This is a genomic window from Phytohalomonas tamaricis (genome assembly GCF_003012345.1).
In the GTDB taxonomy this organism is placed as follows: domain Bacteria; phylum Pseudomonadota; class Gammaproteobacteria; order Pseudomonadales; family Halomonadaceae; genus Phytohalomonas; species Phytohalomonas tamaricis.
The window spans coordinates 305,352-326,747 of sequence record NZ_PVRV01000019.1 but is presented as its reverse complement, the minus strand read 5'-3'; the positions used below and the strand labels follow the sequence as shown (position 1 = coordinate 326,747).

19 protein-coding genes are annotated in these 21,396 nt (G+C 59.7%); 15 read left to right on the top strand and 4 right to left on the bottom strand.

From position 1 onward, the window contains the following. The first annotated feature begins 44 nt into the window (after nucleotides 1–44). The 7 genes from C3Z11_RS03470 (at nucleotide 45) to C3Z11_RS03440 (ending at nucleotide 7,548) form a co-directional block, all read left to right on the top strand. Nucleotides 45–944 carry an itaconyl-CoA hydratase gene (locus C3Z11_RS03470; RefSeq protein ID WP_262927212.1) on the top strand — a complete coding sequence of 300 codons (900 nt, stop codon included), beginning with the start codon at nucleotides 45–47 and terminating at the stop codon, nucleotides 942–944. A 37-nt stretch (nucleotides 945–981) separates the two neighbouring features. Next, nucleotides 982–2,139 (top strand): acyl-CoA dehydrogenase family protein, encoded by a 1,158-nt coding sequence (locus tag C3Z11_RS03465; RefSeq protein ID WP_106476307.1) that lies wholly within the window; start codon nucleotides 982–984, stop codon nucleotides 2,137–2,139. Further along, the gene (locus C3Z11_RS03460; RefSeq protein WP_262927211.1) at nucleotides 2,136–3,344 is read left to right on the top strand and encodes a CaiB/BaiF CoA transferase family protein; all 1,209 of its coding nucleotides are present in this window, start codon (nucleotides 2,136–2,138) and stop codon (nucleotides 3,342–3,344) included. The genes C3Z11_RS03465 and C3Z11_RS03460 overlap by 4 nt, the downstream gene beginning before the upstream one ends. Nucleotides 3,345–3,366: 22 nt before the next feature. Then, nucleotides 3,367–4,188 carry an HpcH/HpaI aldolase/citrate lyase family protein gene (locus C3Z11_RS03455; RefSeq protein WP_106476303.1) on the top strand — a complete coding sequence of 274 codons (822 nt, stop codon included), beginning with the start codon at nucleotides 3,367–3,369 and terminating at the stop codon, nucleotides 4,186–4,188. A gap of 148 nt (nucleotides 4,189–4,336) precedes the next feature. Next, the gene (locus C3Z11_RS03450) at nucleotides 4,337–5,341 is read left to right on the top strand and encodes a TRAP transporter substrate-binding protein (RefSeq protein ID WP_106476301.1); all 1,005 of its coding nucleotides are present in this window, start codon (nucleotides 4,337–4,339) and stop codon (nucleotides 5,339–5,341) included. A gap of 162 nt (nucleotides 5,342–5,503) precedes the next feature. Continuing rightward, entirely contained in the window at nucleotides 5,504–6,625 is a 1,122-nt protein-coding gene (locus C3Z11_RS03445; protein WP_106476299.1) for a hypothetical protein, read from the top strand. 98 nt (nucleotides 6,626–6,723) lie between these two features. Beyond that, complete coding sequence (locus C3Z11_RS03440) at nucleotides 6,724–7,548, top strand: HpcH/HpaI aldolase/citrate lyase family protein (protein WP_106476297.1); 825 nt, start codon at nucleotides 6,724–6,726, stop codon at nucleotides 7,546–7,548. A gap of 83 nt (nucleotides 7,549–7,631) precedes the next feature. Here C3Z11_RS03440 and C3Z11_RS03435 read toward each other — a convergent pair whose 3' ends face one another. Beyond that, nucleotides 7,632–8,510 carry a formate/nitrite transporter family protein gene (locus tag C3Z11_RS03435; RefSeq protein ID WP_106476294.1) on the bottom strand — a complete coding sequence of 293 codons (879 nt, stop codon included), beginning with the start codon at nucleotides 8,508–8,510 and terminating at the stop codon, nucleotides 7,632–7,634. A gap of 196 nt (nucleotides 8,511–8,706) precedes the next feature. Here C3Z11_RS03435 and C3Z11_RS03430 point away from each other — a divergent pair, with 196 nt between their 5' ends. Then, nucleotides 8,707–9,693: an aldo/keto reductase gene (locus tag C3Z11_RS03430; protein ID WP_106476292.1), complete on the top strand. Its 987-nt coding sequence runs from the start codon at nucleotides 8,707–8,709 to the stop codon at nucleotides 9,691–9,693. A 117-nt stretch (nucleotides 9,694–9,810) separates the two neighbouring features. On the opposite strand, the gene C3Z11_RS03425 is transcribed toward C3Z11_RS03430, so the two are convergent. The 3 genes from C3Z11_RS03425 to C3Z11_RS03415 all read right to left on the bottom strand — a co-directional run bounded on the left by C3Z11_RS03425 (nucleotide 9,811) and on the right by C3Z11_RS03415 (nucleotide 12,138). Then, the gene (locus C3Z11_RS03425) at nucleotides 9,811–11,043 is read right to left on the bottom strand and encodes a DUF3618 domain-containing protein (RefSeq protein WP_106476290.1); all 1,233 of its coding nucleotides are present in this window, start codon (nucleotides 11,041–11,043) and stop codon (nucleotides 9,811–9,813) included. Beyond that, nucleotides 11,040–11,531, bottom strand: a complete 492-nt coding sequence (locus C3Z11_RS03420; RefSeq protein ID WP_262927210.1) for a phage holin family protein — start codon at nucleotides 11,529–11,531, stop codon at nucleotides 11,040–11,042. Before C3Z11_RS03420 ends, C3Z11_RS03425 begins: the two co-directional genes overlap by 4 nt. Before the next feature lie 109 nt (nucleotides 11,532–11,640). Further along, complete coding sequence (locus tag C3Z11_RS03415) at nucleotides 11,641–12,138, bottom strand: ATP synthase subunit B family protein (protein WP_106476288.1); 498 nt, start codon at nucleotides 12,136–12,138, stop codon at nucleotides 11,641–11,643. Nucleotides 12,139–12,567: 429 nt separating this feature from the next. Between C3Z11_RS03415 and C3Z11_RS03410 the strand changes: the two genes are divergently transcribed. The 7 genes from C3Z11_RS03410 to C3Z11_RS03380 all read left to right on the top strand — a co-directional run bounded on the left by C3Z11_RS03410 (nucleotide 12,568) and on the right by C3Z11_RS03380 (nucleotide 21,378). Beyond that, a complete protein-coding gene (locus tag C3Z11_RS03410; RefSeq protein ID WP_106476286.1) occupies nucleotides 12,568–13,695 on the top strand; it encodes an HlyD family secretion protein in 1,128 nt (375 codons plus the stop codon). 10 nt (nucleotides 13,696–13,705) lie between these two features. Beyond that, nucleotides 13,706–15,232, top strand: coding sequence for a DHA2 family efflux MFS transporter permease subunit (locus C3Z11_RS03405; protein WP_262927209.1), 1,527 nt, complete (start codon nucleotides 13,706–13,708; stop codon nucleotides 15,230–15,232). Between the two features lie 286 nt (nucleotides 15,233–15,518). Continuing rightward, the gene (locus tag C3Z11_RS03400) at nucleotides 15,519–16,091 is read left to right on the top strand and encodes a (2Fe-2S)-binding protein (protein WP_106476284.1); all 573 of its coding nucleotides are present in this window, start codon (nucleotides 15,519–15,521) and stop codon (nucleotides 16,089–16,091) included. 13 nt (nucleotides 16,092–16,104) lie between these two features. After that, nucleotides 16,105–17,085 carry an FAD binding domain-containing protein gene (locus C3Z11_RS03395; protein ID WP_106476282.1) on the top strand — a complete coding sequence of 327 codons (981 nt, stop codon included), beginning with the start codon at nucleotides 16,105–16,107 and terminating at the stop codon, nucleotides 17,083–17,085. 143 nt (nucleotides 17,086–17,228) lie between these two features. Next, nucleotides 17,229–19,463: a xanthine dehydrogenase family protein molybdopterin-binding subunit gene (locus tag C3Z11_RS03390; protein ID WP_106476280.1), complete on the top strand. Its 2,235-nt coding sequence runs from the start codon at nucleotides 17,229–17,231 to the stop codon at nucleotides 19,461–19,463. Between the two features lie 218 nt (nucleotides 19,464–19,681). Then, nucleotides 19,682–20,383: a (2Fe-2S)-binding protein gene (locus C3Z11_RS03385; protein WP_106476278.1), complete on the top strand. Its 702-nt coding sequence runs from the start codon at nucleotides 19,682–19,684 to the stop codon at nucleotides 20,381–20,383. Nucleotides 20,384–20,394: 11 nt separating this feature from the next. Beyond that, nucleotides 20,395–21,378, top strand: a complete 984-nt coding sequence (locus tag C3Z11_RS03380) for an FAD binding domain-containing protein (RefSeq protein WP_106476276.1) — start codon at nucleotides 20,395–20,397, stop codon at nucleotides 21,376–21,378. The last annotated feature ends 18 nt before the right edge of the window (nucleotides 21,379–21,396 follow it).

Below are 21,396 nucleotides of genomic sequence, written 5' to 3'. Positions count from 1 at the left end.
TTTAAAAATAAGAATTCCCTTCGTATGCTTTCCTTTCCATGCTGATGACCGATCACATTCAGCGGATGTCAGCCTTTATGACGCAACAAGCCGGACAGCAAGACGATAATGCGTGGCGCGGTCGTCAACAGACCGCCGATGACAACCTCGATCAAGCGCTGATCCAGCGCCTCGCCGCGCTGTTCGGCCACGCGCCACCGCCACCCGGGGCGGCGCTGCCGCCGCTATGGCACTGGGCCTTTTTCCAGACGCCAAGCTTCGAGTCCGAGTTGGGCGAGGACGGCCATCCCGAAGATGATGACTTCCTGCCGCCGCGTAACGGCCGCCAGCGCATGTGGGCGGGCGGCGAATTTGAATTCCGCCGCCCACTAATGCTTGGGCTGCCGGCCAGGCGTGTCTCGACGCTCGAAAACATTGAGCAGAAGCAGGGCCGCAGCGGCGCGCTGACCTTCCTCACCGTGCGTCATGATTATTATCAAGAGCACCATCAAGGCGATACGCAGCGCGACGATCCAGCCATCAGCGAACGCCAGGACATCGTCTACCGCGCTCCGGCACCACCCAAGACGAGTGGCGGCGACAGCCCGCCCGAGGCTCAGTGGCAGAGGCGCGTCACGCCGACGCCGGTGCTGCTGTTTCGCTACAGCGCGGTGACCTTCAATGGCCATCGCATCCACTACGACCAGCCCTACGCCACCGGGCGCGAAGGCTATTCCGGCCTCGTCGTCCACGGCCCGATGATCGCCACGCTAATGCTCGATGCCTTCCAGACGGCACATCCCGAGGCACGCCTTCGACGGTTCACCTATCGCGGCCAGATGCCGCTGACCGTTCCCGAGCCGTTTACGGTTGCCGGTCGCATTGAGGCGGACGGGCAGGCCTCGCTGTGGGCAGCCAACGATCGCGGCGTTGCCCATCAGGCCACGCTCGAGTTCGAACCCTGAATCGGCATGCCCATGGCCTTGAACGTGAGAAACCGTGATGCTCGACCCTGAAGATATGCAAGCGATACGTGAAGGCGTACGCGACCTGTGCAGTCAATATCCCGATGCCTACTGGCGCGAACTCGACGCGGAAAAGGCCTTTCCCGAGGCGTTCGTTGCCGCCATGACCGAGGCCGGCTGGCTGGCGGCGATGATTCCCGAAGAGTACGGCGGTTCTGGGCTTGGCTTGGCCGAGGCGTCGCTGATTCTCGAGGAGGTCAACCGCTGCGGTGGCAATTCCGGCACCATACACGGCCAGATGTACAACATGTTCACCCTGCTCAGACACGGCAGCGAGGCGCAGAAAGCGCACTTTTTGCCGCGGCTGGCTAGCGGCGAGCTGCGCCTGCAGTCGATGGGGGTGACCGAGCCGACCACCGGCACCGATACCACCCAACTCAAGACCACTGCTGTCAAGCGCGGCGACAAGTACGTGATCAATGGCCAGAAGGTGTGGATCTCGCGTGTCCAGCACTCTGATCTGATGATCCTGCTGGCGCGCACCACGCCGCGCAATCAAGTGACGAAGAAGTCGGAGGGCATGTCGATCTTTCTGGTCGATCTGCATCAGGCGATCGGCCACGGGCTGAGCGTGCAACCGATCGCCAACATGGTCAATCATGAGACCAACGAGTTGTTCTTCGATAACCTTGAATTGCCACTCGACAGCCTGATCGGTGAGGAGGGCATGGGCTTCAAGTACATCCTCGCCGGACTCAACGCCGAGCGCACCCTGATCGCTGCCGAGTGCATCGGCGACGGTCGCTGGTTTATCGAGCATGCCAGCCGCTATGCCTGCGAGCGTGTCGTCTTCGACCGGCCGATCGGTCAGAATCAGGGCGTGCAGTTTCCGCTTGCCGAGGCGCATATCGAACTCGAGGCTGCCGATCTGATGCGCTGGCGCGCCTGCGAACAATACGATCGCGGCGAGGATGCCGGCGCGAGCGCCAACATGGCCAAGTACCTCGCTGCCAAGGCGTCATGGGAAGCGGCCAATGCCTGCCTGCAGACCTACGGCGGCTTCGGTTTCGCCAATGAATACGACATCGAGCGCAAGTTCCGCGAAACGCGGCTCTATCAGGTCGCGCCGATCTCGACCAACCTGATCCTTTCCTACGTCGCCGAGCGTGTGCTTGGCCTGCCGCGCTCCTTTTGACGAGAATCTTTATGGATAACGCTACTTCATCCCGCCCGCTCGATGGCATCACCGTGGTGAGCCTCGAGCACGCCATCGCCGCGCCGTTCTGCACCCGCCAGCTTGCTGATCTCGGCGCACGGGTGATCAAGGTCGAGCGTCCCGGCGTCGGTGATTTCGCCCGCGCCTACGACGAGCGGGTGCACGGGCTCGCCTCGCATTTCGTCTGGACCAACCGCTCCAAGCAGAGCCTGACACTTAATCTCAAGGCCAACGAGGCGCAGGGCGCTTTGCACGCGCTGCTCAGCGAGGCCGACGTGCTGGTCCAGAACCTTGCGCCCGGCGCCGCCCAGCGCATGGGGCTGTCGTTCGCCGTGCTGCACGAGTGCTATCCGCGCCTCATTGTCTGCGATATCTCCGGCTACGGTGACGATGGCCCCTACCGCGACAGAAAGGCCTACGATCTGCTGATCCAGAGCGAGGCAGGCTTTCTCTCCGTCACCGGCACGCCGGAAGCATCGGCCAAGGCGGGCTGTTCGATCGCCGACATCGCCGCCGGCATGTATGCCTATTCCAATATCCTCGCCGCGCTGCTGCAGCGCGGCAAGAGTGGTGAGGGTAGCCACATCGATGTCTCGATGCTCGAAGCCACCGTCGAGTGGATGGGCTATCCGCTTTACTACGCCTTCGACGGTGCGCCACCGCCGCCGCGCGCCGGGGCGTCGCATTCCACCATTTATCCTTATGGGCCTTTTCCTGCCTTGGACGGCACGGTGATGCTGGGGTTGCAGAATGAGCGCGAGTGGCGAGCGTTCTGTGAGCGGGTGCTGATGCAGCCGGCGCTGGCCGACGACCCGCGCTTCGATGCCAACGCCAAGCGCAGCGCGGCGCGCGATGAGCTCGGTGCGATCATCAATGAGGCCTTCGCCACGCTCAGTGCCGAACAGGTCGGCGCACGTCTCGACGCTGCCGGTATCGCCAATGCCAAGGTCAATACCATGCATGACGTCTGGGCCCATCCCCAGCTTGATGCGCGAGGGCGCTGGCGTGAAATCGACAGCCCCGTCGGGCGCCTGCCGGCATTGCTGCCACCGGGGCGCAGCAGCGCCTTCACGCCGCGCATGGACGCCATCCCGGCGCTGGGTGAACACACTGACGCGATCCTTGCCGAACTCGGCTATACAGAGACAGCCATCGCCGCTTTTCATCGCGACGGCGTCGTCTGACACTCAACCACAGGAGAACACCATGTGTTCACGTCCCGTCCGCTCGGCGCTGTTCGTGCCCGCCACTCGCCCTGAGCGGATTCCCAAGGCGCTGGCCAGCGGCGCCGATGCGGTGATTGTCGATCTTGAAGATGCGGTGGCGGCCGATGCCAAGCAGCAGGCGCGCGATGCGCTGGAAGCGTTCCTGACCCACCATCCCGAGGCGCGTTTGTTCGTGCGCGTCAACTCGCCCGATAGCGTCGAGTACGAGGCCGATCTCGCTCTTTGCGCCCGTCACGAGGCGGTTGCTGGGCTGGTGGTCGCCAAGGCGGAGCGCGCCGACGCGCTGCAGTGTGCGCTGTCGTGCTGCCCACGCCGTCCGCTCTGCCCGCTGATCGAAAGCGCCCGTGGGCTGGCGAACGTCGCGGAGATCGCCGCAGTTGATGGCGTCGAGCGGCTGAGCTTCGGCGCCTTCGATCTGGCGCTTGATCTCGACCTGCTCGACGGGCACGAGGGCGCGGAAGCGATCCTCGATCAGGCGCGCTATGCACTGATCATTCAATCGAAGGTGGCCGGGCTGGCCGCGCCGCTGGCAGGCGTCGAAGCCGAAATAAGCGACACTGACAGCATTGCTCGCGCCGCACGCCGCGCGCGGGCGATGGGCTTCGGCGGCATGCTCTGCATCCACCCGGCTCAGCTTGAGCCGGTGCATCGTGCCTTCAGCGCCACGCCGGAGGAACTTTCCTGGGCGCACCGCGTTATCGCTGCGGACAACGGTGCGCAGGGTGCCTTCTCGGTCGATGGCCAGATGGTGGATGCACCGATCATCGCCCGCGCGCGGCGTATCCTGGCGCGCGGCGGCTGACGCCGGGTATCTGAAGCACATTCCCATCCCGACCAGGAGGTATGCCACTTACTGACAACGACACTGCACGCTCACACCAGGCCTGCGAATAGCGGTTGAGTCGTGGGCCGACGCCACAATAACTCAGACAATCGAAGTGAGGCTCGCCATGTTCAATCGTCTTGTCATCAGGCTCGTCTGCGCCCTGGGCTGCGCCGTAGCCCTGTCCGCGCCGGCGCTGGCCGCCGATCCCATCGTCATCAAGTTCTCCCACGTCGTCGCCGACAACACGCCCAAGGGGCAGGGCGCGCGCATGTTCCAGAAGCTGGTCGAGGAGCGCCTTGGCGATCGCGTCAAGGTCGAGGTCTATCCCAGCTCGTCGCTCTACGGTGACGGCAAGGAGATGGAGGCGTTGCTGCTTGGCGATGTGCAGATGCTTGCGCCGTCGTTGGCTAAGTTCGACAAGTACAGCAAGGGTATCCAGCTGTTCGATCTGCCGTTCCTGTTCGATAACATCGCTGCCGTTGACCGCTTTCAACACAGCGCTGCCGGTCAGGGACTGCTCGAGTCGATGCAGGACAACGGCATCCTCGGCCTTGCCTACTGGCACAACGGTATGAAACAGCTCTCCGCCAACAAGCCGCTGCGCGAGCCGCGCGACGCGCGCGGTCTCAAGTTTCGCGTCCAAGCCTCCAACGTGCTCGAGGCGCAGTTCAAGGAGCTCAATGCGGTGCCGCGCAAGATGAGCTTCTCCGAGGTCTATCAGGGCTTGCAGACCGGCGTGGTCAACGGCCAGGAAAATACTTGGTCTAACATCTACAGCCAGAAGATGCACGAGGTACAGGATTACATCACCGCGTCCGATCACGGCATCATCGACTATATGGTGATTACCAACGCCAAGTTCTGGCGTGGCCTGCCCGACGATGTGCGCACTCAGCTTGAGACGATCCTCGCCGAGGTCACCGACCAGGTGAACGAGCAGGCGCGGGCGATGAACGCGCACGACAGGCAGCGCATCGCCGATGCCGGTACCAGCGAGATCATTGAGCTGACTCCGGAGCAGCGCGCTGATTGGCGCGAGGCGATGCGCCCGGTATGGCAGCAGTTCGAAGACGAGATTGGTGCCGATCTGATCGAGGCGGCCGAGCAGGCCAACGCCAGCGGCCAGTAACCGGCGGAGCCAAGGCCCAGCCGTGTGGTGGAAGGCTTGGCGGCCTTTCGCCACCCGGCGTTCGCCTTCTGGTCATGGACGCATCCAACGCAGAGATGCCGTCATCGCGGCGCAAGTTATGGGACACTGAGGGCACGTTCTGTCGAGACGAGCCGTTACGTCATGAAACGCTTCTTTCTGCTGTTGCTCGCGGCGCTTGGCGGTGCCGCCATTCTTTCCGCGCTGGCCTCGAGCGCCCCCTTCGAGCAGCGCCTGATACGTGTCGAGGCGGCCCACGCCCTGCCGGCGCTGGCCGATGAGCTGGCCAGCGAATCGGATGCGCTCAACGCGCTGTTTCTCGCCTACGCCGATGACGAGGCGCTGTGGCTTGCCGCCCGGTTGGCGCTGGTGCGCTACGGAGACACGGCCCGCACCGTGCTGAGCGAGTACGAATTCGATCCTGCCTTTCAGCGTGTGCTGGCACGCTTCGGCGCTGATGTCGTGCTGCCGATTGCCTATTTCCATCGCCACGAGATTGACGCGCTCAGCGCCCGGCATTGGGCCAGCCGCCAATATGAACGCGCCAGCGATTCATTGGCGCAGTGGTGGCGAACGGACGACGCGTCGCCAGCCAATGATGAGCTTAATGATGAGATGGCGCCTGCCAACACGTCGCTGACACCGCACCAGCGCGGTGATTACGCGATCGCCTACCTCGACGCCGAGGGCCACGATTTTCTAGGTCAGTTCGTGGTCGATCGGCAAGGTGACGTGCGGTGGTTACAGAGTGAGCGCGTCGTGAGCAGCCTGAGTAATTTCTTTACCCGTGGTATCCGCGATCTGGAAAGTAAATGGCGCCAGAATGATGACATTGGTGTAGCCGATGCCGCCTGGGCGGGTATGGATCTACTGGTGATGGCAAGTGCAGTGAAGCTATTGCGAGCTGGACGTACCTTGCGCGCGGGTAGTATCGAGGCGCAGAGCGTCCGCACCGGGACACAGACGGTTGCTGGAGGAGAAATATCCGCAGGTGTGCGCTTCTCTGAGTTGTCACGAGGTGCCAGATTAGCTGCTGTGGGCGCCACAACGTACGTCATCGTGCGCCATCCCGGCCTGATCAGCGCATTAGGTGCCAACGTCGCACAATGGGCAGGGCTGCCGGTCAAGCTGATGCAATTTGCGCTTTGGGCAATGATTTTAATGCCCCTGTTGGCTGTGGCGTGCTGGCTATATCGGCTCTTTCTTGTTCCGGTGCTATGGCTTTTGTACCGCATCCTGCGCTTGAGCTCGCGCGCTTCGCACTAATTCGCTCAGTGTCGCGTCACACCTACTGATTGGTCGTTGAGCGGCTATGCTGTAGGCAATATCCGGTTGACCGCCTATCGACAAAAGAGACCGTTTTCATGTATCGATCATTCATTCGCTCTGCGCTGTTCGTCCCTGCCTCTCGTCCCGAGCGCGTTCCCAAGGCGCTTGCCAGCGGGGCCGATGTCGTCATCATCGACCTGGAAGATGGGGTGGCGAAGGACGGCAAAGGCCAGGCTCGCCAGGCGCTGGATGAAGCGCTCACTCACTATCTTGACGGTAACGTGCCTATCGCCGTGCGGATCAATGCGCCTGAAAGCGAGGAGTGTGACGCTGATCTTGCGCTATGCGCCCGGCATCCAGGCATTGCTGCGCTTGTCGTACCCAAGACAGAGAGCGGCGGAGCGCTGCGTGCCGTGCTGTCACGCTGTGAACGGCCGATCTGGGCACAGATCGAGAGTGCTCGCGGCTTGTCACGTATTGAAGAAATCGCCTCTTCCAAGGGAGTCGAGCGCTTGAGCTTCGGCCCGCTTGATCTGGCGCTTGATCTGGGAGTGACGCTGGACACATCCGGTGGCGAGGCGGTACTTGATCAGGCGCGCTATGCGTTGATCATGCAGTCGCGTCTGGCCGGCCTCGATTCGCCGTTGGCGGGTACCCTGCCGACGATTGATGACAAGACAGCGATTGCCGCGACGGCGCGACGCTCGCGCGACATGGGATTCGGCGGCATGCTGTGCATTCACCCGGCTCAACTCGGGCCGGTGCATGAGGTGTTTGCCCCTACCGTTGCCGAACTTGATTGGGCGCGGAGGGTGGTTGAGCTCGCCGCACGCAGCGAGGCGGTATTTCAGATTGACGGCAAGATGGTCGATGCGCCGGTTATCGAACTGGCAAGGCGAATGCTGGCAAGCGATGAGTAGAGGCGTATCCGTTTTTACCTGGCTTGAACGGCACCGCCCCGGCTAGGCCGGGGCGGTAGGATATCGTAGCTTTCAGCGTTGAATTAACGCTTTGCAGCAACGTTTTGCTTGTCGCTGGTGTCGGTAGTGGCAGCGACTTTTTGGTGCAGCTTGTTAGCGGACGTGTTGGCACTGACGGCTGCCGTAGCGGCTGCGGTGACCTGCGGGCGGTAGGCCATATGATAGGCCAGGCCGACAAAGAGGGCGCCGCCTACTGCATTGCCAAGGAACACGGCAACGAAATTGGGCAGGTACTGCCCCCAAGTCACGGCGCCAGCGAAGATGGCTGCTGGTACGACGAACATGTTGGCAACAACGTGCTGAAAACCGATGGCAACGAAGGCCATCACCGGGAACCAGATGCCGAGAATCTTGCCGGCCACGTCCTTGCTGGCAAAGCCGAGCCACACGCCTAGACATACCAGCCAGTTGCAGCCGACGCCGGATACAAAGGCATGCCAGAAGTCGGCGCTGATCTTGGCCTGGGCAATGCCCACGGTTTTGGCCAGAAAGGCCCCCTCGGTCATGCCGAGGAAATGGCCAAAGAAGTAGGCCACGGCGATACTGCCGACGAAGTTGGCAAGCGTAATCAATACCCAGTTCTTGATCACTGCACCGACGCCGATACGCCGGGCGAACAGCGCCATCGGCAGCGCCATCATGTTACCGGTCAGCAGTTCTCCACCGGCTAAAATCGTCAGAATCAGGCCGACCGGGAACACGGAAGCGCCGAGAAAAGTAGCCAGCGAGCCCCATGCGGCGGGAAGCGTGGCAATAACGTGGATATCGAGCAGAAAGCCAGTGGCGATGAAGGCGCCGGCCAGGAAGCCAAGCACTAGCAGCGGTAGCAGTGGGGTCTGGCTTTTCTTTTCACCAGCGCTGACGGTCAGCGCGGCAATTTCTTGGGGAGAATAGAGAGACATGATCTTACGATGGTCCGAAAAGAATTGGCAGATACGTTAATTAAGCGACTAACGTTAATGTGGCTAATTGTCGCGGGAATCTGTATTGAAACTTAATGTGACTGAAATGTGAAGTTGTATTGTGCTGATGCCTGCATTCGCATCGTGTCGGCCAATCTATTAGGCTGCTATTGGATTTATCGACTCAGGAGGGGATATGGATTATCGACGTTTGGGACGTACTGGCCTTAAGGTCTCACCGCTGTGTCTGGGCACCATGACGTATGGCACCCCTGAGTGGCGGGATTGGGTGCTCGATGAGCAGCAGAGCCGGCCATTCATTCAGGCTGCGCTCGAGAAGGGAATCAACTTCTTTGATACGGCCGACATGTATTCCGACGGGGCTTCTGAAGAGGTGGTAGGGCGTGCGCTCAAGGATTTCGCGCGTCGTGAAGAAGTGGTGATTGCCACCAAGCTCTACAATCCGACCGGCAATAAAGGGCCCAATGAGCGTGGCCTGTCGCGCAAGCATATCCACCACGCCATTGACGCCTCGCTGACGCGGCTGGGTACTGACTATGTCGATCTCTATCAGACGCACCGCTGGGATTACGACACGCCCATTGAGGAAACGATGGAGGCGCTTCATGAGGTAGTGAAAGCGGGCAAGGCGCTTTATATCGGTGCGTCGAGCATGCATGCCTGGCAATTTGCCAAGGCGCAGCATGTCGCCGAGAAAAACGGCTGGACCAAGTTTTCTACCATGCAGCCGATGGTGAACCTGATCTATCGCGAGGAAGAGCGCGAGATGATCCCGCAGTGCATCGATCAGGGGGTAGGTGTAATTCCCTGGAGCCCGCTGGCACGAGGCATTCTCGCCGGTAGCAAGCCGGTGGGTAGTGAAGGCATGACGACGCGGGCCAAGAGCGATGAGCAGATGCGCAACTGGAAACTCGGTCTTGAGCGTGATAATCCAGTCATTGACGCACTGCAGGCCGTGGCACAGGAGAAGGGCGTTTCGCCTGCTCAAGTGGCATTGGCGTGGCTGTTGGCCAAGCCGGGGATTACGGCCCCCATTATCGGTGCCAGCAAAGCGCATCATCTCGATCAGGCGCTCGGTGCGCTGGAGGTTTCCTTGAGCGCTGACGAAATCGAGCGGCTCGAAGCGCCTTACGTCCCGCATGAAGTGGTCGGCTTCGTGTAAAATGCCTACCCGGCTGAACTCAGTTTAGCCGGGGATTTATGGGTTCAGCCCATAAAAAAAGCCAGGTGCAAGGCACCTGGCTTTTAACGACAGTTAATTTATATCTACATCAATAAATTAACGCTTGTCGTCTTTCTTCGAATCGGTATAGCTCGAGGGAGAAGCGGAAACACTGCGCGTGCCCTGAATCCCAGCTGACGTTGTCGTCGGCGAAGTTGGGTTCGTACCGGCACCACCCGCAGTTGTCGAGCTGCTGCCACCGCGCTGACTATCCGAAGAGGTGGAGGAGGAGGAATCCGCACCTTTAGCCTTGCCAGTATCACTGTTACCAGAATCAGAGCCATCAGAATCAGCGCTAGTATCATTACCCATGGCTTGATCTACTGCCTGGTGTGCCATGTTATTAGCCTGTTCTTTAGCCTTGGCCTTGGCCTTATCGAACTGTTCATGGCCAGCTTCACTGGCTTTGTTCATCACGTCATCGCGTGTGCTGCCCATTGCTTTTTGCTCGGCGCGCGTGGAAGGCAGCATACCCCCCAAGGCTGCACCCAAGGCAACGCCCAAAGCCCCTACGACGATAGGATGCTCCTTGATGAAGTCGGTGGTCTGCGAACCCGAGCCTTGGCTCTTTTGTGAGATGCCCTGCATGGACTGTTGCGCCTTGCTTCTCATGTTGCCCACTTTATCTCGCATACCACCTCCACTGCTTCCAGTACTGCTTGCTTTTTTCTTGCCACCACCCAGCAAACCACTGGCCCTTCCTTTCAGCGAGGCCAAACGACCCTGCTTGCTGCCCGACTGCGAACCATCCTGCTGTAGCCCGCCGTTAGAATGGTGCGAGCGATAATCGTTGGAATAATTGGACGTATCAGTGTAATGACTATCGCTGCTACCACTTATGCCTGGAGTCGACGTGGTCGCTGTGGTGCTACCGGAAGTCGCTACATTGGGTGACCCTGTCGCCACTGAAGTTGATGGCACTGTGGTCCGCGTGGCAGGTACTGTTTCAGCCGATACCGTCGCCGGTGCTTCAGATGACGCCATAGGCGCAGAATCTGTGCTAGAGCTGCCCTTGTTACGCTTCGAGCTGGAATTGGAATACATCAACCAGCCAATGCCCAGCCCCATCAGTGCAACGGGAACCGGATTCTGCTTGGCAGTTTCACCGAGATTGGTGAAAAAGTCCTTCGAGCCACTGCTGCGCACGTAATTGAGCGCAGTATTCACCATCTGATCGGGCGCAAAGCGATCTTCGAGCTGATGCAGAGTGGTATCCAGATGCGAGCGTGTCTTCTCGATATCGGATTCGATCTCTTCGGGGCTGCGGGTATCCTGGTTATCGTTGCTCATTGCTTCTGCTCCTTATACTCCTTGGCGTGCTGACGAGCCAGCGCCTGGTCCTGTTGAACGCTATTCATTGTGCGTTGCGGCATAAGGCTGGCAGCTTTAAGTTTTTTGCGGCCGGCCTGCACCATGATCATGCCAATAATTAGCGCGATCACACCCACGATAAGCGCGGAAAGCCAAGGCTCTAATACATTGCTCAGCGCCAACACGGCACAGGCCAGAAGCGTCAGGAAACCTCCAAGGGCCACGACACCGGCGGTTACAATCGACCCGACAGCGGCCATGATCTGAGTCATCTTCTCAGAAAGTTCTGTCTTGCCCAGCTGCACTTCCTGCCGAATCAAGGTAGAAACATCCTGCATCAGCATAGAAACTAGCGAGCTGAACGACGTCGAGGAATCACCCTTCTTGGCCGCCGTATTGCCACGCTCTTCTTCTATGGCTTCAGGATCGAGTGGATCCAATCGTTCATTTCTGTTCTTGGATTCCATGCGTTATTACCTCCCTGTCAATTGCATAGATACTACGCAGTCATCGACATTTACCACCATACCCGACACTACGAAGCTGTAGGCGTTACAATGTCCAATTCGATAAGCTTTAAGAACTACCACTCTTCAAAAAGCGTGACAGAAAGATACCCGCCACGACGGCACCGCCGAGATACATCATCGGCCGATGACGGCTGCATTCCTGCGCCTGTTGCCATAGCTGATTGAGGTCGTTGTCACGGATTGAGCCGGCAAAGGAGTCCGTCTGATCGGCGATCTTGTACGTATAGTTGGCGAAGGATGGCTGCTCCTGCTCCTTGAACTGATCGGCCATGCTGCGCATCGCCTTGGCGACGCCGCTCACCTGATCGGCCGCCATGCCCTTTTTCTCATCGGCCATGCGCTTCGCTTGTTGCTGCGCCTCGCTTACCATCTGCTGGGCCTGGCCTTTCGCCTGTCCTGCTGCCTGCTTGGCTTGATCCTTGGCCTGATTCGCCTGCTGCTTGCCTTGCTCCTTCTTGCCTTGCTCCTTCGTATCGCCGGACCCAGAGGAGGACGCGTTGCTGGTATATGTGCCTGATGTTGTATGTTTGTCCGATTCACTCATGACAGAAATCCTTTTATGTTGAGTGCGTTAGAAGAAATCAGCTGGGCTTTTTCACATTACTTTATTGATCGTCTGCGAGTGAAAGCGCTCTCCCTTCATCGATTCGATATTCAAACCTCGTATATTGAAGGTAGTGCGTTAATGAAACATGTCAAAGTAGATGAGAATGAGTAATTTAAATTAATTTAAATTAAGTTTTTCAGATGTGGCTATTTTCGTCTTGCGATGAAGGCTGTTTCATCAAACAGTGGGTTAGCCCAGCCAGGGTTTGAACAGCAGGTCATCATCTCGCCCGGATACACGGCAGGCTGATGCGTACTCAAGTTGAAGGAGGGGACATAGGCTGCTTTACGGTTGCGGGTTGGGCATGAAGGATGCGTAGCGTATGCTACCTTTCATTTTTCAAATCGCAGGTGAAACGAGCCAGCCATGAGCAATCTGTTGAAGAAATGGCTTAGGAGACTAGTGGTCGTGACGCTCCTGATTGCCGTGGTAGTGGCCGCTATCTTCTGGGGCATGCATTGGTATTACACCGGTCGCTTCTTCGAGGAAACGGATAATGCCTATGTACGCGGTGACATCGTTTCGGTTCGTAGCGAACTCAGTGCCCGGGTCACGCGTGTCGCAGTGGCACACAACCAGCGCGTCACCGCTGGAGATCTCTTGGTCGATCTCGATGAAACCGACTATCGGGATCAGCTCGAACAGGCGCATGGCCAACTCGCCCAGGCCGAAGCCAGCGTCATCCAGGCTGAGCGCAACATCGGCCTGCAGCAAGCCACCATCGAGCAGAATCGCGCACAGATTGCCGCCTCAGAGGCCCAGCTCAAGCAGGCCCGACAGACGCTTGAGCGCTCTCGTCAACTAGCACAGCGCGACTTCGCCTCGCGCCAGCAGCTCGATGAGGATCAAGCCAACTTTGATGTCGCCAAGGCCAACCTGGCTGCCGACCGTGCGGCACTGGTCTCTGCCCAGCGCCAGCTCGACGTACAGGAGGCGGCGGTCGATGAAGCGCGAGCGCAGCGGCAGACAGCCCGTGCTGAGCTTGCCCAGGCCGAACACCAACTCGCCAAGACCCATCTCTACGCTCCCTTTGATGGCGTGGTTGGCAACGTCAATGTCGAGCGCGGCACCCTGGCCCAGCCATCATTGGCATTGATGAGCCTGGTACCGATTGATGCCCTCTACGTAGTAGCCAACTATAAGGAAACCCAGGTCGAGCGCATGCGCATCGGCCAGCATGCTGATATTCATGTCGATGCCTATCCCGGTATCACCTTCGAGGGAGTGATCGATAGCCTCGCCCCGGCCACCGGTACCGAGTTCAGTCTACTGCCCAACGACAACGCCACCGGCAATTTCAACAAGATCGTGCAGCGGGTGCCGGTCAGGATTCGTCTGACTGGGCCAGAGAAAGCGTTGCACTATCTACGTGCGGGGCTTTCCGTCGAGCCACGGATCGACACGCGCGGTAAAGGCGAGTCACTGTATGTCGCGCCGGATGGTGGGGCAGGCCACGACAGGACAGACAATGATACTCCCCACGCTCAGCGCTGAGGTCTGAGCAGTGAGTGCTGATGCCCCTGAAGCGATGCCCTCTTGGCGTCTGCGGCTAGGCTTCGTTGCGGCTGTATTTGGCATGTTCATGGCGATTCTCGATATCCAGATCGTCGCCAGTTCGCTCAATGAGATTCAGGCCGGCGTGGCCGCCAGTCAGGACGAGATCTCATGGATTCAGACCGCGTATCTGATCGCCGAGATCATCATGATCCCGCTGTCCGGCGTAATGACGAGAATATTGTCGACCCGCGTGGCCTTCGTGATCTCAAGTGTCGGCTTTACGCTGGCAAGTCTGGGCTGCGCGATGGCGACCACGATCAATGAGCTGATTGTGCTGCGCGCCATTCAGGGCTTCATGGGCGGGGCGATGATCCCGATCACTCAGGCGGTCAGCTTCACCATCTTTCCGCGTCGCAAGATGGGGGCGGTACAGGCGGTGATCGGTCTGGTGGCGACGGTGGCGCCTTCGGTCGGGCCAACGCTTGGCGGCTACATTACCGAATACATGAGCTGGCACTGGTTGTTTCTGGTCAATGCGGTGCCGGGGGTGCTGGTGTCATTGGCGGTATGGCGGCTGCTCGACATCGATAAAGCCGATCTAAAAGTGGTGCGCACCCTGGATATCTTCGGCTTGATACTGATGGCACTTTTTCTCGGCACGCTCGAGTTCGTGCTTGAAGAAGGGCCTGACGATGACTGGTTCGATAGCCGCCTGATTCTATCCATGGCGCTGATTTCGGTGATCTCGGCAGCGCTGTTCTTCATTCGCATGTTTACCGCCAGGCATCCCATTATCAACCTGCGTCTGTTCGCTGAGCGCAACTTCGCGGTCGGCATTGGTCTGGTATTTGTGCTGGGCATCGCCCTGTACGGTCTGGTTTATTTGATGCCGCTGTTTTTTGGCACCGTGCGTGGATTTAGCAGCCTGCAGATCGGTGAGGTGATGTTTGTTACCGGCGCGGCAATGTTCCTGACCGCGCCGGCAGTGGGCATCCTGAGTGACAAAATCGACCTACGTCTTTTAATCGGCTGCGGTGTGCTGTTGACCGGGATCGGCTCGATGATGAATGCCAACCTCACCGACCAATCCGGCTTCTGGGAATTCTTCTGGCCGCAGATCGTGCGCGGTGTGGGTATGATCATGTGCCTGGTGCCGAGTTCACGCGTTGCGTTGGGGATGCTACCGCGCGAGCAGATCGGCAATGGCAGCGGCATGTTCTCGGTGATGCGTAACCTTGGTGGCGCGGTGGGGCTGGCACTGCTCGATACGGTACGTGACTGGCGCGAGGACTATCACTGGAATCAACTCATTCCCGCTATCAATGAAGGGCGCGAGACGGTGGTGACCACACTCACCCAGTATCAGCAGCAGTATCTTGGGGCTGTCAGTGATCCGCATGCCGCGGCGATTCAGCTCATCGTACAGCGTGTCCAGTTGCAGGCGGACGTTTTAGCCTATAACGATATCTTCTTATGGCTTGGCCTCATCTATTTTCTGATCTTTCCGGTCGTCTTTCTTCTGCGGCGCAGTTGAAATGCCCCATCAGGAGTGATCGCGCCCTTCACGATTGTTGTCTACGCTGAAAAAGCCGTTTAGATGCGAACGGCATGCTGACGCGCCTGGTGTTGGCAGCTCTTATAAAACGATAAGTTTCGAACAGACCTGAATAGCGGTTCGAGTTCCCTATCCTTTGGCAGGGCGCGGACTCGAACAGTTGTACCAATCAGCAACAACATGGATAGCGGCCTTGAGCGCCGCGCTCACCAAGGCTGTTTCGTCTTTAGCAGGCGAGGCGGCATCCTATTGATGAGGTATTGTCATGGCAGACACCCCTACCACCCACGAGCAGCGGACCGGCTTCAATGAGGCCGAGACCACTGTCGCCAAACGCACCGGCCCTGCTGGCCGGGCCGACGCGGCGGCAACCACGCAGCAGATTACCCTGACCATCAACGGCGAAAAGCACACCCTCGAGGTTGAGCCCAACGTGGTGCTGCTCGATGCGCTGCGTGAACGCCTTGATCTGACCGGCAGCAAGAAAGGCTGCGATCACGGTCAATGTGGCGCCTGTACCGTGTTGATCAACGGTCACTCCGCCAACTCGTGCCTGACCTTGGCCGTCATGCATGAAGGCAGCGAGATCACTACTGTTGAAGGCCTCGCCAAGGATGGTCAGCTCCATCCGGTTCAGGAGGAGTTTCTTGAGCACGATGCTTACCAGTGTGGCTATTGCACCTCTGGGCAGATGATGGCGGCGGTGTCGATGCTCAATGACAAGCGCATCGGCACGGATGATGCGTCAGTCAAGGAGGCGATGAGCGGCAATATCTGCCGCTGCGGCGCTTACAAGAACATTCTGAGCGCGGTGCAGTCCGCGCGCGAGAAAGTCTGAGGAGACGTTAAGCATGCGTAATTTTGCCTATCAGCGTGCCGGCAACGTCACTCAGGCGTACACCCTGCACGGCAACGACAACAGCGCCGATTTTATTGCCGGCGGCACCAACCTGATCGATATGGTCAAGCTCGACATCATGCGCCCTGAGCGTCTGGTCGACGTTAATCTGCTGCCATTGACTGAAATTGAAGAGCTCGACGACGGCCGTCTCAAGATCGGCGCACTGGTCACCAATACCGACCTGGCCTATGACGAGCGTGTCACCACACGCTATCCGGTACTGTCCGAGGCGCTGCTGGCCGGTGCCTCAACCCAGCTTCGCAATGTTGCCACTACCGCTGGCAACGTCATGCAGCGCACCCGCTGCCCCTATTTCCGCAACCCATCACGCCCCTGCAATAAGCGTGAGCCCGGCTCGGGCTGCGGTGCGCTCGATGGCATCAACCGCAACCACGCCGTGCTCGGCGGCAGCGACAAGTGTATCGCCGTGCATCCCTCCGACATGTGCGTGGGTATGCAGGCGCTGGGCGCGACCATCACGGTGGAAGGGCCTGACGGCCCGCGCGAAATCCCCTTCGAGGAGTATCACTTGCTGCCCGGCGATACGCCCGAGCGCGAGCATGATCTCCGTGATGGTGAGCTGATCACCCACGTCACCCTCGACGCACCAATCGAAGGTGCGAAGAGCCATTACCTCAAGCTGCGCGATCGGATGTCATTCGAATTCGCGCTGGCCTCCTGCGCTGCTGTAGTGGCACTGGACGGCGATACCATCCGCGAGGCGCGCATTGCGCTGGGCGGCATTGCCACCAAGCCGTGGCGCTCTCATGAGGCGGAAGCGGCACTGAAAGGCAAGCCAGCAACTGAGGCGACCTTTCAGCAGGCGGCCGAGGCGGCTTTGGCCGGCGCCGTACCGCATCGCGACGCGGCGTTCAAGATACCGCTGGCCAAGCAGGCCATCGTCCGCGCCCTTTCTACGGTGACTCGCTAAACAAGGATTTGAAGTCGACGAGCGCAGGCCAGACAAGGCAAAAACTGACGAAAGAGCGGAGTTTACGCCTGTAAATGAGCATCTTGAGGAAGGTTTTAACGCCATATGGCCAAGCACAGGCACTTCAAGCAGGAGGCTCTAGCATGACAGAAACAATTATCGGCCACCGTACGACCCGCGTCGACGGCGAGCTCAAGCTGACCGGTAAGGCAGATTACACTTCCGATCACAACCTGCCCAATCAGGCCTACGGCTACCCGGTGCCGAGCACGATTGCCTGTGGCAAGCTGCTCGAACTCGATATCGACGAGGCCCGCCAGGCGCCCGGCGTGATCGAGATTGTCCACCGTGGCAACTTCCCGCAGCTGCAGCCCTCGGATAACAACCCGGCCTGCGGCACGGCGGCACGGCTCTATCGCTCGCCGAGCACCATGGCGGAGCAGAACAAGGTAGGCGAGGTGCGCCTGCCGTTCGAGGACGACGGTATCCACTACGAGGGGCAATACATTGCCCTGGTCGTCGCTGATACGTTTGAGCACGCTCGCGCCGCGGCGCGTCTGGTCAAAGCGCGCTACGAGGTGCATGAGGCGGTACCGGGCCTGTTTTCCACCGATGATGAGGGGGAAGAAGCGGGCGACGAGGCGGTGTCACGCGGTGATCCCGCTGGTGCCTATGAAACGGCGCCGGTCAAGCTTGATCAGACTTACACCATCGCGATGGAAACTCATATGGCGATGGAGATGCACGCCTCGATCGCCACCTGGGAAGATGATCGTCTGACCATTTATGAGTCCACCCAAGGGGTAGTGTTCCAGCGTAACGCGCTGGCGCAGATATTCGGTATACCGCCCGAGAAGGTCACCGTCATCGCGCACTACATCGGCTCGGGCTTCGGCAGCAAGCTGTTCATGTGGCCTCATGCGGTAATGACCGCGGTGGCATCAAGGATGGTCGGTCGTCCGGTCAAGACGGTGCTGTCGCGCCAGCAGAACTTCTGCAACGCCGGCAATCGCCCGGCCTCGCGTCAGCATGTCCGCATGGCTGCCGACCGCGACGGTAAGCTATTGTCGATTCGGCACGACAGCCAGAACGAGACCTCGTTTATCGACAGCTACACCGAGTCGATCGGCAGCGGCACGCCGCGTGCCTACGCTTGCGATAACGTCTCGGTGTCGCAGCGCCGCGTCCAGGTCAACCACGGCACGCCGACCTCGATGCGTGCCCCGGGTGAAGTGTCGGGCAGCGTCGCGCTGGAGATCGCCATGGATGAGCTGGCGATCGAGCTCGGCATGGACCCGCTCGAACTGCGCCGCAAGAACTTTGCCGAGCGTGATCCTACTGCCGACCTGCCGTGGTCGGGCAATCATCTACGTGAATGCTGGGATGATGCTTCGCGGCGCTTCGGCTGGGAGAAACGTAATCCTGAAATCGGCTCGATGCGCGACGGTCACGAGATCATCGGCTGGGGCATGGCGGACGCGACCTGGGAAGCGATGCGCAGCCACTGCAAGGCCCGTGTCGAACTGCGTGCCGACGGCAAGGTGCAGGTCGCCTGCGGCACTCAGGACATCGGCACTGGCACTTACACCATTGTCGCCCAGACCGCCGCCGAGCTGACCGGCGTGCCGCTGTCACGCATCGAGGTCAAGCTGGGCGACTCGATGCTGCCGGCCGGGCCGCTGTCGGGTGGTTCAATGGCGACTGCCACCGTACTGCCAGCGGTGGCTGGCGCCACGCGCGACGTTATCGAGCAGTTGAAGCAGATCGCCATCGCCGACGGCGCGCCTTTCGCTGGCAAGGAGGCTGATTCGCTTGAGTTCAAGAACGGTGAATTATCCGATGGCAGCCGTTCAGTGTCGTTCGTCGATATCCTTAACGCCGTGCCGCGCGGCATGGTCGAGGGCGAGGCCAGCGCCGCACCTGGCGATGAGCAGGACAAATTCTCGTTTCGTTCGTTCGGTGCCCATTTCGTCGAGATCCGCTGGGATCCGGGCATCTCGCGCCTGCGGGTGTCTCGCGTGGTCAGCACCATCGACATCGGCCGAGCAATCAACCCGCTGACCGCGAAGAACCAGGTCGAAGGGGCGATCGTGATGGGCATGGGCATGGGTATGTTCGAGGAGACCGAATACGATCCGGCGGGCAACATCTACAACAATAACTATGCCGACTACGTCGTCCCGGTTCATGCCGACATTCCCGACATAGAGGTCGAGCTGCTCGATAACCCCGACTACAACTTCAACGAGTTCGGTGCCCGCGGCGTCGGCGAGATCGGCATCACCGGTATGGCCGCAGCGATCTCCAACGCCGTCTACCACGCCACCGGCAAGCGCATTCGCGACATGCCGATCAAGATCGCCGATCTGATCGACTGAGAATGTGATGAGTCGGACCATGGGGATGCGCACTGTCGCATCCCCTTTTCATTAGAAAGCTTTGATGGAACTGGCTGTGTTTTCTACAGTGAAAGCGTACGCTCGGTTCCGTTTCATGATTATCCCATCACTATCGTGACTTACGCAGCGCAGCGCGCTGCTACCCAACAGTGCTATCGACGCCTGAGCGGCGGCGGTAAGACGATGAGGTTTTGGCAATGGCAGACAAGGATGATAAGCGCCCTGACCACGATGATCAGGGTAAGGGGCGTGCGCGCGGCGTCGAAATTCACGACGCCCGCGCGCCCTCGCGACGCAATTTCCTCAAATCGGTCGGTGCGACCAGCCTGGCGGCAGCGACTGCGCCGGCCTGGGCGCGGGTCGGCTACGTCAACCACGACGAGCAAGAACCGCAGGACAAGCGCGCCGACGAAGGCGAAGCCCCGGCCAAGGGCACGCAGCGCATCACGCTGAACGTCAACGGCCAGGCGCATACGCTCGATGTTACCCCCAACATGGTGCTGCTCGACGTGTTGCGTCATCAACTCGCGCTGACCGGCACCAAGAAGGGCTGCGATATCGGCCAGTGCGGCGCCTGCACCGTGCACGTCAATGGCGTATCAATCAATTCCTGCCTGAGCTTGGCGGTGATGCACGATGGCGACGAGGTCACCACCGTCGAAGGCTTGGGGCAGAACGGTAAGCTCCATCCCATACAGCAGGCCTTTCTCGATCATGACGCCTACCAGTGCGGCTACTGCACACCGGGGCAGATGATGTCGGCAGTGGCGATTCTCAACGACGCCGAGGTTGCCAGCGATGACGCCGCAGTACGTGAGGCGATGAGTGGCAACATCTGCCGCTGCGGCGCTTACAAGAACATCCTCAGCGCGATCCAGACGGCGCGGAAGAACGTATAGGAGACGATGACATGCGTCATTTCGATTACAGCCGCGCCGACAGCGTCGATCAGGCAGTGGCAACTTATGCACAGTCTGATGCGGCGTCGTTTCTGGCCGGTGGCACCAACCTGCTCGATATGGTCAAGATCGACATCATGCGCCCTGAGCTGATGGTCGACATCCACCGGCTGGGGCTTAACAACATCGAGACGCTCGATGATGGGCGTCTGCGGGTAGGCGCGTTGGTTACCAACACCGCGCTGGCGCGTGATGCTACGGTCAAAGCGGATTACACCGTGCTGTCCGAGGCGCTGCTGTCCGGTGCCTCGACCCAGTTGCGCAACAAGGCGACCACCGGCGGCAATATGATGCAGCGGGTACGCTGCCCCTATTTCCGTGACGGCGTGTCGGACTGCAACAAGCGTGATCCGGGCTCCGGTTGCTCAGCGATTGGCGGCTACAACCGCTCGGTCCATGCCGTACTGGGCACCAGCGACCAATGCATTGCCACCTATCCTTCCGATATGAGCGTGGCGATGGCGGCCATCGGTGCCACCGTCAGCGTCACCGGCCCCGACGGTTCACGTGAAATCGACTTCCTCGATTTTCATCTGCTGCCCGGCGACAAGCCGTGGGAGGAGTTCGCCCTCAAGGACAACGAGCTGATCACCCACGTGACGCTTGATGCACCGATTCAGGGCGCCAAGTCGGCCTACCTCAAGCTGCGCGACCGCTCGTCCTATCAGTTCGCGCTCGCCTCCAGCGCGGTGATCGTGTCGCTGGACGGCAATACCATTCGAGATGCTCGAATCGCGATGGGCGGCGTGGCAACCAAGCCATGGCGCGCCAAGCAGGCCGAGGATGCTCTCAAGGGCCAGCCCGCCACCGAGCAAACCTTTGCCCGTGCGGCGCAAATTGCTATGCAGGATGCCAAGGGCTACAAGCATAACGCCTTCAAGATTCCGCTCGGTCAGCAGGCGATTATCCGCAACCTGACCACCCTGACCGCTTGAGAGCATCCCGAACGAGGA